The sequence below is a fragment of the Sphingopyxis sp. GW821-FHT12C06 genome, assembly GCF_058807415.1.
Genome location: NZ_JBXAQR010000003.1, coordinates 441,849 through 454,945, shown reverse-complemented (window position 1 = coordinate 454,945; position 13,097 = coordinate 441,849). Strand labels below are relative to the sequence as shown.

Annotated in this window: 12 protein-coding genes; 9 read left to right on the top strand and 3 right to left on the bottom strand. The window is 66.3% G+C overall.

The features are described 5' to 3' along the window. From AC1RRJ_RS11145 to cobU, 8 genes are read left to right on the top strand one after another with little or no spacing between them, the layout of a single operon-like run. The gene (locus AC1RRJ_RS11145; RefSeq protein WP_493122589.1) at window positions 1-408 is read left to right on the top strand and encodes a DUF1636 domain-containing protein; all 408 of its coding nucleotides are present in this window, start codon (window positions 1-3) and stop codon (window positions 406-408) included. Continuing rightward, window positions 405-1,421 carry a nicotinate-nucleotide--dimethylbenzimidazole phosphoribosyltransferase gene (cobT, locus tag AC1RRJ_RS11140; protein ID WP_493122587.1) on the top strand — a complete coding sequence of 339 codons (1,017 nt, stop codon included), beginning with the start codon at window positions 405-407 and terminating at the stop codon, window positions 1,419-1,421. The genes AC1RRJ_RS11145 and cobT overlap by 4 nt, the downstream gene beginning before the upstream one ends. Then, the gene (locus AC1RRJ_RS11135) at window positions 1,418-1,987 is read left to right on the top strand and encodes a histidine phosphatase family protein (protein ID WP_493122585.1); all 570 of its coding nucleotides are present in this window, start codon (window positions 1,418-1,420) and stop codon (window positions 1,985-1,987) included. The genes cobT and AC1RRJ_RS11135 overlap by 4 nt, the downstream gene beginning before the upstream one ends. After that, the gene (locus AC1RRJ_RS11130) at window positions 1,984-2,703 is read left to right on the top strand and encodes an adenosylcobinamide-GDP ribazoletransferase (protein ID WP_493122583.1); all 720 of its coding nucleotides are present in this window, start codon (window positions 1,984-1,986) and stop codon (window positions 2,701-2,703) included. Before AC1RRJ_RS11135 ends, AC1RRJ_RS11130 begins: the two co-directional genes overlap by 4 nt. After that, on the top strand, window positions 2,700-3,674 hold the full coding sequence (locus AC1RRJ_RS11125; protein ID WP_493122581.1) for a threonine-phosphate decarboxylase: 975 nt from the start codon (window positions 2,700-2,702) through the stop codon (window positions 3,672-3,674). Before AC1RRJ_RS11130 ends, AC1RRJ_RS11125 begins: the two co-directional genes overlap by 4 nt. Then, on the top strand, window positions 3,667-4,599 hold the full coding sequence (gene cbiB / locus AC1RRJ_RS11120) for an adenosylcobinamide-phosphate synthase CbiB (protein WP_493122579.1): 933 nt from the start codon (window positions 3,667-3,669) through the stop codon (window positions 4,597-4,599). Before AC1RRJ_RS11125 ends, cbiB begins: the two co-directional genes overlap by 8 nt. Then, complete coding sequence (locus AC1RRJ_RS11115; RefSeq protein ID WP_493122577.1) at window positions 4,587-6,044, top strand: cobyric acid synthase; 1,458 nt, start codon at window positions 4,587-4,589, stop codon at window positions 6,042-6,044. Before cbiB ends, AC1RRJ_RS11115 begins: the two co-directional genes overlap by 13 nt. Then, complete coding sequence (gene cobU, locus AC1RRJ_RS11110; RefSeq protein ID WP_493122575.1) at window positions 6,041-6,553, top strand: bifunctional adenosylcobinamide kinase/adenosylcobinamide-phosphate guanylyltransferase; 513 nt, start codon at window positions 6,041-6,043, stop codon at window positions 6,551-6,553. Before AC1RRJ_RS11115 ends, cobU begins: the two co-directional genes overlap by 4 nt. A gap of 4 nt (window positions 6,554-6,557) precedes the next feature. Here the strand turns inward: cobU and AC1RRJ_RS11105 are convergent, their stop codons facing one another. The 3 genes from AC1RRJ_RS11105 to AC1RRJ_RS11095 are packed head-to-tail and all read right to left on the bottom strand — an operon-like array spanning window position 6,558 to window position 12,339. Continuing rightward, window positions 6,558-7,973 (bottom strand): efflux transporter outer membrane subunit, encoded by a 1,416-nt coding sequence (locus tag AC1RRJ_RS11105; protein ID WP_493122573.1) that lies wholly within the window; start codon window positions 7,971-7,973, stop codon window positions 6,558-6,560. Continuing rightward, window positions 7,973-11,170, bottom strand: coding sequence for an efflux RND transporter permease subunit (locus AC1RRJ_RS11100; RefSeq protein ID WP_493122571.1), 3,198 nt, complete (start codon window positions 11,168-11,170; stop codon window positions 7,973-7,975). Before AC1RRJ_RS11100 ends, AC1RRJ_RS11105 begins: the two co-directional genes overlap by 1 nt. Beyond that, the gene (locus AC1RRJ_RS11095) at window positions 11,167-12,339 is read right to left on the bottom strand and encodes an efflux RND transporter periplasmic adaptor subunit (RefSeq protein WP_493122569.1); all 1,173 of its coding nucleotides are present in this window, start codon (window positions 12,337-12,339) and stop codon (window positions 11,167-11,169) included. Before AC1RRJ_RS11095 ends, AC1RRJ_RS11100 begins: the two co-directional genes overlap by 4 nt. Before the next feature lie 151 nt (window positions 12,340-12,490). Here AC1RRJ_RS11095 and AC1RRJ_RS11090 point away from each other — a divergent pair, with 151 nt between their 5' ends. Continuing rightward, the gene (locus AC1RRJ_RS11090; protein WP_493122567.1) at window positions 12,491-13,072 is read left to right on the top strand and encodes a TetR/AcrR family transcriptional regulator; all 582 of its coding nucleotides are present in this window, start codon (window positions 12,491-12,493) and stop codon (window positions 13,070-13,072) included. The last annotated feature ends 25 nt before the right edge of the window (window positions 13,073-13,097 follow it).

Here is a 13,097-nt window from a genome sequence, read left to right as displayed (position 1 = left end):
ATGCTGACACCGGTCGATCCCGGACCGGCGGTGGTGGCGTGCAACACATGCCGCTACAGCAAAGAGGCGCGTGACGATGCGAACGGCGTTCGCGGCGGCGCGCGCCTCGTCGCGGCGTTGCGCCGCGTCCAGGCGAGCGATCCGCGCTACGCCGGGGTCGCGGTGCAGGAAATGGCATGCCTGTTCGCGTGCCAGGATTATTGCACGATCCATCTGCGCGCACCCGACAAGGTCGGCTATGTCCTCGGCCGGTTCGACGGCAATGACGACGACGCGCGCGCCATTCTGGACTATGCCGTCCATTATGCGGCGAGCGAGCATGGCCGCGTGCCCTTTTCGCAGTGGCCCGAAGCTGTCAAAGGCCATTTCATCACCCGCACACCACCACCGGGATTTGTTGCCGAATGACAAATTTTGCCTCCGTCGCAGCTTTCGAAACCGCCCTCGCCGATTTACGCGGGCCCGACCCGCGGGCCGAAGGCGCAGCGCGCGAGCGGCAGGCGGTGCTGACCAAGCCGGCCGGGTCGCTGGGGCGGCTGGAGGATCTCGCGATCTTTTTCGCAGGCTGGCAGAGCCGGGCGCGGCCGCGCATCGACCGCGCGCGCGCCGCCATTTTTGCGGGCAACCATGGTGTGACGATCCACGGCGTCAGCGCCTTTCCGGCCAGCGTCACGGCGCAGATGGTCGCCAATTTCGAAAGCGGCGGCGCGGCGATCAATGCACTGGCGGGAGCCGCGGGCATGGAACTCAAGGTCGTCGCGCTCGACCTCGACCGCCCGACCGCCGATTTCACCGTCGCACCGGCGATGAGCGAAGGCGAATGCCTCGAAGCGCTGAACGCCGGGGCCAGTGCGGTCGCCGATGATCTCGACCTGATCGCGGTCGGCGAGATGGGGATCGGCAATTCGACCGCAGCCGCCGCACTTTGCGCGCGCAGCTTTGGTGGCGGCGCGGCATCGTGGGTCGGCCCCGGCACCGGGGTCGATCGCGACGGCATTGCGCGCAAAACCGATGTTATCGAGCGCGCGCTCGCCTTCCACGCCGACGCACCGGCATCAGCCTTCGAAACGCTTCGCCGGGTCGGCGGGCGCGAGATTGCAGCGATTGCGGGGGCCGTCATCCGCGCACGACAGCTGGGCATCCCGGTCGTCCTCGACGGTTTCATCAGTTGCTCGGCGGCCGCCCCGCTCGCCGCCGATAATCCCGCGATCACGGACCACTGCATCGCGGGCCATTCTTCGGTCGAACCCGGCCATGCGGGACTGCTGGAAAAGCTCGACCTGTCTCCGCTCCTCTCGCTGGGTATGCGGCTCGGCGAAGGCAGCGGCGCGGCGGTGGCGACCGGCGTGATCCGCGCTGCGCTCGCCGCGCACGACCAGATGGCGACCTTTGCCGAAGCCGAGGTTTCGGCGTCGCTGTGAGCGGCTTCGCGCTCCATCTGCTGCGGCATGGCGCGCTCGAACAGCCCGGCCTGATGATGGGCCGTACCGATGGTGCACCGACGGCCGCGGGTATCGCCGCTTGTGTCGCGCAAGCGGCGGATCTTGGCGTTGAACAGCTCATCGCCTCCGACCTTCAGCGTGCACGCAAGGCGGGTGCGTCGATCGGCGACGCGCTCGGCCTGCCGCTCGCCATCGACCCGCGCTGGCGCGAGCTCGATTTCGGTGAGTGGGACGGCAAGGCGAGCGCCGAGGTCGATCCCGACACGCTGGGCGCCTTCTGGGACGATCCCGATGCCAACCCGCCCCCCGGCGGCGAGCGCTGGTCGTCGCTCGTCAGCCGCATATCGGCGGCGCTTGCGGACCTCGCGCCGCAAACCACGCTGATCGTCACCCACGGCGGCGCGATGCGCGCGGCGCTGCATGCACTGTGCGGCTTCGACCAGCGCCAGCTCTGGGCGTTCGACCTGCCTTATGCCGCGCGGCTTTCGCTCCGGATCTGGCCGGGCGAACAGCCGAGCGCACAGATTATCGGCCTCACCCGATGAAGGGTCTGGTCGTCGCGATCCAGTTTATGACCCGGCTGCCGACGCCGCGCCTGACCGTGTCGGACGCCGAATTCGCGGCGTCAATGCGCTGGTCTCCCGCGGTCGGACTGATCGTCGGCGCCATTGTCGCGGCGGGCGGCTGGGCGGGCGCGCATCTCGACGCCTGGACCGGTGCGTTTGCGGCGCTGCTATTGTGGGTCGCCGTCACTGGCGCGCTGCACCTCGACGGATTGGGCGATGTCGCGGATGCGAGCGGCGCGGCGCACAAGGATCGCGAACGCATGCTGGCGGTGCTATCCGACCCGCATGTCGGCAGCTTCGCGGTCGTCGTGATCGCTATTCAGCTCATCGCCAAGCTCGTGCTGCTCCACGCGCTGATCGATGCTGAGGCTTTTGCCGCCATCGCGCTCATCCCTTTCGCCGCCCGCATCGGCCCGCTGCTCTGGTCGCGCTGGCTCCCCGATCTCCACTCGGGGCTGGGGTCGCGCTTTCGCGGTGTCGTGCGCCCGATCGACTTTGCGATCTGGATCGCCGCGCTCATCGCCGCCGCCCTCGCCTCGCCATCGCTGCTCGTCACCCCGCTCGCCCTCGCCGGCTGGGGCTGGTGGCTGAAGCGCAAGCTTGGCGGCATTTCGGGCGACGGTCATGGCGCGGGCATCGAAATCACCGAAAGCCTGCTTCTCGCGGCGGCGCTGATCGCGGTGCGTCTGGCATGACCGATCCATGGACGTGGCACGGCGGCAGCCTCGGCGCCGCGCAACGCCATTTCGGCGGCGCAGACTGGATCGACCTGTCGACCGGCATCAACCCCGATCCATGGCCCGGCGCCGACGATATCGAGATCGATTGGCGGCGCCTGCCCGACACTGACGCGCTTCGTCATTTGGAGGAAAGCGCTGCCCGGTTCTTTGGCGTCGCCCCCGAATATGTCTGCGCCGTGCCCGGCACCGAAATCGGCCTGCGCCTGACCGGCACATTGATCGGCGACGAAACGCGATTTATTGCCCCCAGCTATCGCACCCATGGCGAGATGATCGCCGGCGCAGTCGCAATCGACCAGGCTGCCGCCGAACATCATGACGGCACGCTCATCCTCGCCAACCCCAACAATCCCGACGGCCGCGTGATCGAGGCCGTCGTGCTGCACGACATGCTCGACCGGCGCGCACCCGACAGCTGGCTGCTCGTCGACGAAGCCTTTGCCGACCCCGATCCAGCCATTAGCCTCGCGGGGCTGGTAAGCGGCACCCGAAACCTCGTCATCTTCCGCTCGTTCGGGAAATTCTTCGGCCTCGCCGGGGTGCGGCTCGGCTTCGTCCTTGCCCCGCCCTCGATCCTCGATCCGCTACGCCGCCTGCTCGGTGCATGGCCGCTCTCGGCCGCGGCGGCAGGGATCGGCACCGCTGCTTATACCGACGAGGCATGGATCGCCGCGACCCGCCGCCGCCTGCCCGAACAAGCTGCCGCGCTCGACGCGATATTGACCGATGCCGGTCATCGACCGATCGGCGAATGCCCATTGTTTCGCCTGATTGAAGTCGACGACGCCCAATCGCTGTTCGAACGTCTGGCGAAAGCCGCGATCCTCACCCGCCCCTTTGCCGACCAGCCGCAATGGCTGCGCATCGGCCTGCCCGTTGGTGATGAATTGGCGGCGCGCCTGACCGCCGCACTAGTCCATGGCTGAGCCCATCGCGCTCGTTGCGCTGGCCATCGACGCCACGCTCGGCTGGCCGCAGCCGCTCTATCGCCGCATCGGTCATCCGGTCGGGCTGTTTGCGCGGATCATCGACGGGTGCGAGGCACGGTGGAACCGGCCCGAACGGGCCTTCGCAACGCGCCGCGCGCTCGGCATCCTCACCATCCTTTTCCTCATCCTCCTCGTCGCGGGAACCGGCTGGGCGATCCAGTCATGGCTCATCGCCCTCCCTTATGGCTGGGTCGGCGTCGCCATCCTCGCGTGGCCCGCGCTCGCCCAGCGCAGCCTCTACGACCATGTCCGGATCGTCGGTCAGGCACTCGACGGCGACGACCTTCCCGCCGCCCGCACCGCCGTCGGCGCGATCGTCGGCCGCGACACCGCAATATTGGACGAAGCCGGAGTTGCCCGCGCCGCGATCGAGAGCCTCGCCGAAAGTTTTTGCGACGGCGTCGCAGCGCCCTTGTTCTGGCTGCTCCTGTTCGGCCTGCCCGGCGTCTGGGTATATAAGGCGGTCAACACCGCCGACAGCCTGATCGGTCACCGCGAGGCGCGCTGGCGCGCCTTCGGCTGGGCTGCGGCGCGCATCGACGATATGGCCAATTTCCTTCCCGCACGCCTGTCGGGCCTGCTGATCTGCCTCGCAGGTCGCGGCGGATGGCGGACCTTGTGGCGCGATGCGCGCAAGCACGCCTCGCCCAACGCCGGTTGGCCCGAAGCCGCGATGGCGGGTGCTTTGGGAGTTCGCCTCGCGGGGCCCATCGCCTATGACGGCGCAATGCATGACAAGCCCTGGATCGGTGATGGCCGCGCGCAAGCCAATGCCGACGATATCGACCGCGCGCTGCGCTTTTATCTGGGCGCCTGCCTGCTCTTGTGGCTGATCGCGGGAGGCGCGACATGGCTGCGCTGATGCTGCAGGGCACCGGGTCCGACGTCGGCAAGTCGGTGCTTGTCGCGGGGTTGTGCCGCGCGCTTGCCAATCGCGGCCTCACCGTGCGCCCCTTCAAACCCCAGAATATGTCGAACAATGCCGCGGTGACGATCGACGGCGGCGAGATCGGGCGCGCGCAGGCTTTGCAGGCCATCGCCTGCCGCGTCGAAGCGCATAGCGACATGAACCCGGTGCTGCTGAAGCCGCAGGCCGACCGCACGTCGCAATTGATCGTCCATGGCCGGGTGCGCGGCACGCTGGGCTCGGGCAATTTCCGCGAAGCGCGCGGCGCGTTGATCGCCGAGGTCATGCAAAGCTATGACCGCCTTCGTGCGCAGTGCGATATCGTCGTCGTCGAAGGCGCTGGATCGCCCGCCGAGATCAACCTGCGCGCGGGCGACATCGCCAATATGGGCTTCGCGCGCGCCGCCAATGTCCCGGTCATCCTAATCGGCGATATCGACCGCGGCGGCGTGATCGCCTCGATCGTCGGCACCCGGGCGGTGATCGATGCCGATGACGCGGCGATGATCCGCGGTTTTCTGATCAACAAATTCCGCGGCGACCCCGCCCTGTTCGAGGATGGCTATCGCGAAATAGAGCGGCGCGCTGGCTGGGAAGGTTTCGGCGTTATTCCCTGGCTCGCCGCCGCAAAACATCTCCCGAGCGAGGATGCGGTGATCCTCGAACGGCATGGCAAGGCCGAGGACGGGCGTGTGATGATCGCCTGCCCGATTCTGCCGCGCATTTCGAACTTCGACGACCTTGATCCGCTGAAGCTCGAGCCCGCCGTTCGGCTCGTGATGGTGCCGCCGGGACAGCCGATCCCGGCTGAGGCCGCGTTGATCGTCCTGCCCGGATCGAAGGCGACGATCGCTGACCTCGCCGCGCTGCGCAGCGAAGGATGGGATATCGACATCCACGCGCACCGTCGGCGCGGCGGGTTGATCCTTGGTCTGTGCGGGGGATATCAGATGCTCGGCCGCAGCGTCGCCGACCCGGACGGGATCGAGGGCGCGGCGACGCTTTCCGAAGGGCTGGGGCTGCTCGACGTTGGAACGATCCTGTCACCGGCGAAGACGCTGCGCCATGTTCGCGGCTCCGCACTCGGCGCGGCGGTGGAAGGATATGAAATGCATATGGGCGAAACCTCTGGTCCCGACACCGCACGACCATTTGCAACGATCGACGGGCGCGGCGAAGGCGCGATCAGTAGCGATGGTCAGGTGATGGGTAGCTATTTACACGGCCTGTTCGCCAGCGCCGACATACGGCGCGCACTGCTCGAGCGCTTCGGTCAGGTTGCGAGCGGCGCGGATTATGGCGCGGCGGTCGATGCTGCGCTCGACGATATCGCGGCCGAGCTCGAACAGCATGTCGCGATCGACCGGATGCTCGATATTGCGCGGGGTGCGGACCGATGACGGGCTTGTCGCATCTGATCCTCGGTGGGGCGCGCTCGGGCAAGAGTCGCCATGCACAGATGCTCGCCGAAGCCTTTGACGGCGACCTGATTTTCATCGCCACTGGCGAGGCGTTCGATGACGAGATGGCAGAGCGCATCGCGCATCATCGTGCCGACCGCGGGCCGCGCTGGGATACGGTCGAGGTGCCGCTCGCGCTCGGCGACGCCATCCGCATACAGGCGGCGCCCGGAAAATTATTGCTGATCGACTGCCTGACCCTGTGGGTGTCGAATTTGATGCACGCCGAACGCGATATCGCGAGCGCGACCGCCGACCTCGTCGCCGCGATGGGCGAAGCGACGGGACCGTTGATCCTTGTTTCCAATGAGATCGGATTGGGGATCGTCCCCGACAACGCCCTCGCCCGCCGCTTTCGCGACGAGGCCGGCCGCGTCAATCAGGCGGCGGCGGCCGCAGCGAACGAAGTCAGCTTCGTCGCCGCGGGCCTGCCATTGCGCCTGAAATAATCGCTCAGCCCGCGGCAGGGGCTTCCTGCCAGCCGCCGCCGAGCGCGAGGAACAGCGACACCAGATAGGTTCCGCGCTGCTGCTCCGACTGGGCGATGCTCGCCTGAATGCCCGCGAGTGTGCGTTCGGCGTCGAGCACGACCTGGAAGCTCTCGCGACCTGCTTCGTAGCGCAACCGCGCGATCCGCGCCGCCTCGCCCGCTTCGTCCGCCGCCCGGCGCAACGCCGCAAGCCGGTCGAGTTCGCCCGCATAACGCGCGAGCGCGCTTTCGGTTTCCTCGAGCGCGCCAAGCCATGTGCCGTCGAAGGTCGCCAGCGCCGCATCGGCGCCCGCTTCAGCCTGCCCCAGCCGCGCCCGCGCGACCGCCATATTGGGGAAATTCCACGAGATGAGCGGACCGATCGAAAAACGGAAGCCGTCGGACTTGCCGAGTCCCGAAATCGAATTTGCCGTCGATCCGATCGATCCGCCGAGGCTGATGCTGGGATAGAGATCCGCCGTCGCGACATTGACCCGCGCGGCGGCGGCGGCGAGCTGGCGTTCGGCGCGGCGAATGTCGGGACGCCGCGCGAGCAATGATGCGCCATCGCCAACCGGCACCGCCCGATTGAGTTCGGGCGCGGCCTGGCATTGCAGCACCGCTGTCGGCGCCTCTGCCGGCGGCTTGCCGGTCAGCACCGCAAGACGATAAAGCGCCGCCGAGCGCTGTGCGGTCAGCGTCGGGATCGACGCACGCGTCTGTTCGAGCAGCGCGCCCGCCTGCCCGGTTTCGAGCCGGGTCGCGCGCCCCCCCTCATAGAGGCGGCGCGTCAGGTCGAAAGTGCGCTCCTGAATACGCAGCGTCTCTTCGGCCACCGCGACCTGCCGGTTGAACGAACAGACGTCGGTATAGGCGCGCGTCGTTTCAGCGGCGACGGTGATGCGCGTCAAGTCGAACGCCGCCTGCACCGCATCGGCATCGGCCCGGGCAGCGCGGATCGCGCTGCCGACCCGCCCGAACAGGTCGATCTGATAGCCGACGTCGAGCCCGACGTTATAGCTTTCGCCCTCGACCGAACCGGTTCCGAGCGGGCTCGGCTGGCGTGCATAGGTACCGCCGGAACTGATACTGGTCGTCGGCAGGCGTCCGGCGCGCGACTCGTTCAGCACGGCACGCGCCTGCGCGAGGTTCGCCGCGGCAACGCGCAGATCGGTGTTGGCGGCCAGCGCCTCTTTAACCAGCGCGTCGAGCGTGGGATCGGCGAACAGGCTCCACCATTCGCCCGGCGGCTGTTCGCCGGTGAAGGCCGGCGATTTGCCGGTTTCGAGGAACGGCTCCTGCGATGGCGCCGCGGGGGTCGGCGACACGTAGGCCGGACCGACCGTACAGCCGGTCAGCGCGAGCGCGCCAACGGCGGTGAGCAACAATGTGCGGTTCATTATTGAGCCTCCAGCGGCGTTTCGTCCGCATTCTCTGTTTTGTCCGCGCCGCGCCGCGCCACCCGGTCACCGAGGCGACGGCAGACGACATAGAAGACGGGGGTGAAGATCAGACCAAACACGGTCACACCCAGCATGCCGAAGGTCACCGAGGTGCCCAGCGCCTGCCGCATCTCCTGCCCCGGCCCGGTCGCGATCGCGAGCGGGATGACGCCGAAGATGAAGGCAAAGCTGGTCATCAGAATCGGGCGGAGGCGCGACCGCGCGGCATGGACCGCCGCATCGAGCACGTTCATCCCGTCCTGCTCCTCGGCCTGCTTGGCGAACTCGATGATCAGGATCGCATTCTTTGCCGCGAGCGCGATGAGCACGACCAGCCCCACTTGCACGAGGATATTATTGTCCATCCCGCGCAAATTAACCCCGAGCATCGCCGCCAATATGCACATGGGCACGATCAGGATCACTGCGAGCGGTAGCGGCAGTGATTCATATTGCGCCGCGAGCACAAGGAAGACGAACACCACTGCGAGCAGGAAGATCAGCACCGCGCCACTGCCCGCCGCCTTTTCCTGATAGGCGAGGCCTGTCCACTCATAGGTGAAACCCGACGGCAGCGTCTTGGCGGCCAATTGCTCCATCGCGACCAGCGCCGCGCCCGACGAGACGCCCGGCGCCGCAGCCCCCTGCAGTTCGACTGCGGGGAACATGTTGTAACGGACGACACGCGTCGGACCGCTATCGTCGCGGAAGGTCGCGACCGATGCCAGCGGCACCATCTCACCCGAGGTCGAGCGAACCTGCAACCGTCCGACATCCTCGATCTTGCTGCGCGACGTCGGCTCTGCCTGTGCCGTCACGCGGAAGGTGCGACCGAGGAAGTTGAAGTCGTTGACATAGGTCGAGGCCAGATAGGTGCCGAGCGCGGAGTAAACCTGCCCCGGATCGACGCCCAGCATCAACGCCTTGTCGCGATCGACATCGGCAAAGATGCGCGGGCTTCCGGTGTTGAACAGCGAGAAGACCTGCGTCACGTCGGGCTCTTCCTGGGCAGCGCCCATCATCGCGCCGGTCACCTGCTCCAGCTCGCGATAGCTGCCGCCGCCCGATGCCTGAAGCATCATGGTGAAGCCGTTACCGGTGCCAAGACCCGGTACCGCGGGCGGTGCGATGACAAAGGCATTGGTTTCGGGCAGCGCGGCCGCCATGGCGCCCGACAGCTGCTGCGACAACGCCACGGCGCTGCGCTCTTTCCCGCGCTCGCCCCAGTCGGTCAGGCGGATGAACATCGTGCCGGCGTTCGACGCGGTCGAGAAACTCGATCCGTCGAGGCCCGCAAAAGTCGAAATGCTGTCGACGCCTTCGATACCGGCAACGACCTTCTGCGCGCGTTTCAGCACCTCGCTGGTCCGGTCGAGCGACGCACCCGGCGGCAACTGGACCACGCCGATCAGCACGCCCTGATCCTGATCGGGAATGAAGCCCGTCGGCGTGTCGGTCAGCCGCCAGCCAGTGAAGGCGAGCAGCACCGCATAGATGATCAGCATCAGCCCCGTCTTGCGCACCAGCGTCGCCGTCGTGCGGCCATAACGGTCGGCCAGCTTGTCGAATCCGGTGTTGAACTTGTCCGCCGCGCGGCGGCCAAAGCGCATAATCGGGTTCTTCGGCTCTTCGCGATGACCGGTTTCGTGCGGCTTCAGGAACAGCGCCGCCATCGCCGGTGACAACGTCAGCGACGTCAGCAACGAGAACATGGTCGCCGCCGCGATGGTCACCGCGAACTGCTGATAGAAGATGCCGGGGATACCGGGAACGAAAGCCGTCGGCACGAACACCGCGACGAGCACGAGGCTGATCGCGACCAGCGCGCCCGACACTTCGCCCATCGTCCGGTGCGCGGCTTCGCGCGGGCTCAGCCCGTCACGCATATGTTTTTCGACCGCCTCGACGACGACGATCGCGTCATCGACGACGATCCCGACCGCAAGCACCAGCGCAAACAGCGACAGCGAGTTGATCGAATAACCGAGCGCAAGCTGGACGAAGAAGGTGCCGACGAGCGCGACGGGAATCGCGACAATCGGGATGATCGCAGCGCGCCACGTCTGGAGGAAGACGAGCACGACGAGCACGACAAGGATGATCGCCTCGACCAGCGTTTCCTGCACCGCGGTCACCGATGCCTGGACATATTCGGTCGGGTTGAACGGAATCGAATATTCGAGCCCCGGGGGGAAGTCGTCGGAGGCCTTTTTGATTTCCTCCAGCACCAGATTGGCAGCGTTCAGCGAGTTGGCACCAGGCTGCTGAATCACCGCCATGCCGACGCCTTCGCGGCCGTCGAACACGCCGCGTACGCCATAATCCTGGCTGCCAAGCTCGACCCGCGCCACGTCCTTCAACCGGGTGATTGCACCATTTTGGGTGTCGGTCTTGATCACCACGTTCGAAAATTGCTCGGGCGTAACAAGGCGGCCGAGAACTTCGACGGGAAGCTCAAAAGCGGGATTGCCCTTGCCATAAGGCGGAGCGCCAACCGAACCGCCGGCGACCTGTACGTTCTGGCTTTGCAGTGCCGCGATGATTTCGGGCGCAGTCATGTTGCGCGCGGCCGCCTTGTCGGGGTCGATCCACACGCGCATCGAATAATTGCCGCCGCCGAAAATCTGCACGCCGCCGACGCCTTCAAGGCGAAGCAGCCGGTCGCGCAGCGTCGAATTGGCATAGTTGCCGACATAATCGACATCGATCGCCGGGTCGGTCGAGGTCAGCGCGACGATCATCAGAAAGCCGCTTTCCTGCTTGTTCACCTGCACGCCAATCTGGCGCACCTGTTCGGGCAAGCGGGGTTCGGCCAGGGCGACGCGATTCTGCACGAGAACCTGCGCGGCATCGAGGTCGGTCCCGGGCTGGAAAGTGACCGTTATCTGCGCCGCACCCTGCGTCGACGAGGACTGCAGATACAGCATATTTTCAACGCCGTTGATCTCCTGCTCCAGCGTCGCAGCGACCGTTTCGGCGATCGTTTCGGACGAGGCGCCGGGATAGGCGGCGTTGATGCTGATCGTCGGGGGGGCGATCTCCGGATATTGGGCGAGCGGAAGCTGCGGATAGGCGAAGGCGCCAATCAGCGTGATGAAGATCGCGATAACGGCCGCAAAGATCGGCCGGTCGACGAAAAAGCGACTGAAATTCACTTCGCGTCACCCTTGGGCTTGGCGGCGGGCGCGGCGGCCTTCGGCGTCAGCACCTTCCCGTCGGCGCTAATCGTCCCGGCTTCAACCTTTGCGGGCTGGCCCGGCCGCGCGCGCTGAATGCCGTTCACAATGACGCGATCCTGTTCGGTGATCCCCGAACGGACGACCCGCAGGCCGCCGATGACGGGACCGAGCTGAACCGGCCGCGCCTGCACGACGTCCTTTTTGCCAATCACGTAAACGACCCGGCGCGCACCATCGGTGACGATCGCGGTATCGGGCAACATCATCGCCGGACGCGGCGCCGATGCTGCGAGCTGAAGCTGGCCAAACAGGCCTGGACGCAGCTTGCCGTCGGGATTCTGCACCACCGCACGCACCGCGATCGTCCCTGACCCGCTGCTCAGCGCATTATCGACGAAATCGATACGGCCGGTACGCGTATAGTCGGTTTCGCCCTGCAAGCGGATGCGAACCGGCGAACCCTCCAGTTCGTCGCCCTGACGTTCATAGTCGAGCAGGCTCGCTTCCGAACCCTGGAAGGTGAAATGCAGCGGATTGGTCGAAACGATCGTCGTCAGCACCGTCTGGTCGGCAGTGACCGAATTGCCGGGATCGACCAGCCGCTGCGACACACGGCCCGAGATCGGCGCGGTAACGCGAGTGAAACCGACATTGAGTTCGGATCCACGGATCGCGGCGCGGGCGGCGGCGACATCGGCCTCGCCCGTGCGAACGGCGGCGCGGCGTGATTCGACTTCTTCCTGGCTCGCAGCCTGCGACTTGGCGAGCGTTTCGGAACGCGCGAGTTCGGTGCGGGCATTGGCAAGCGTCGCCTGCGAACGCGCCAGTTGAGCGCGGGCCTGGTCGAGCGCAGCCTGCGACGGGCGCGCGTCGATCGTGAACAGCAATTGCCCTGCGCGGACATATTGGCCATCGGTGAAATGCGAGCGCTGGAGGTAACCCGACGCGCGCGGCCGCACCTCGACGCTGTCCACCGCTTCGAAGCGGCCGACATAGTCATCCCATTCGGTGACTTCGCGCACCAGCGGCTTGGCAACCGTCACCGGCAGGGCCGGGGGGCCGCCCTGTGCATCGTCGGCGCCGGAGCAGCCGGTGAGCATGAGCGAAAGGAACAGGAGGGGCGCGAGGGCCTGGCGCTTCATCATGGCTTTGGGATCTTTTCTGTCTGGGCGGTCCGACACCGGGCAGCTGGGAGGGGGGGAGAGCTGCCCGATGCCGGGTTGCGGCGATTAGTCCGGGTTCCTTCGCAAGTCAACGGCTGTTGATTTATTTTCACAAGCGTATAAAGGCAATAGCATGGAGAGTAGCACAACTATAAAAAAACGCGATGCTGTCGCGACCCGCGCCACCATCTTAGCCGCAGCACATCAGCGCTTTCTACGCGAAAGTTATGACAGTGTCGGGTTGCGCGACATTGCCGGCGACGCCCGAGTCGATGTCGCACTGATCAGCCGTTACTTCGGCGGCAAAGAGAATCTGTTCCGCGAAGTCGTGTCAAACGACGCGCGACCCAATTTGTTCCGCGAGCCGCAAAATCTGTCCGAACTTCCAGCCTATCTCGCCCGACTCATTGCCGAAGACGAGGGTGACGATCTGCAGGAACGGATGGAGATGTTCATCATCATGCTGCGATCGGCCTCCTCTCCGCAGGCTGGCGAGATCATCCGCGACCTCGTCCATCTCGACATACTCGGCCCGCTCACCGAATTGATCGGCGGCGAACATGGCGCGCTTCGCGCCAGCATGCTGCTCGCTATCCTGACGGGTGTTAGCGTCCTGCGCACCATCATGATGGTCGATGACGTCAACGATGTCGCCAACCCCGACGAGTGCATCGCGCGCTTCCAGGGCCTGTTCGAGGCCGCCCTGACCTGCTGACCCGTGGCGGGCGCGGCTTGCTGCG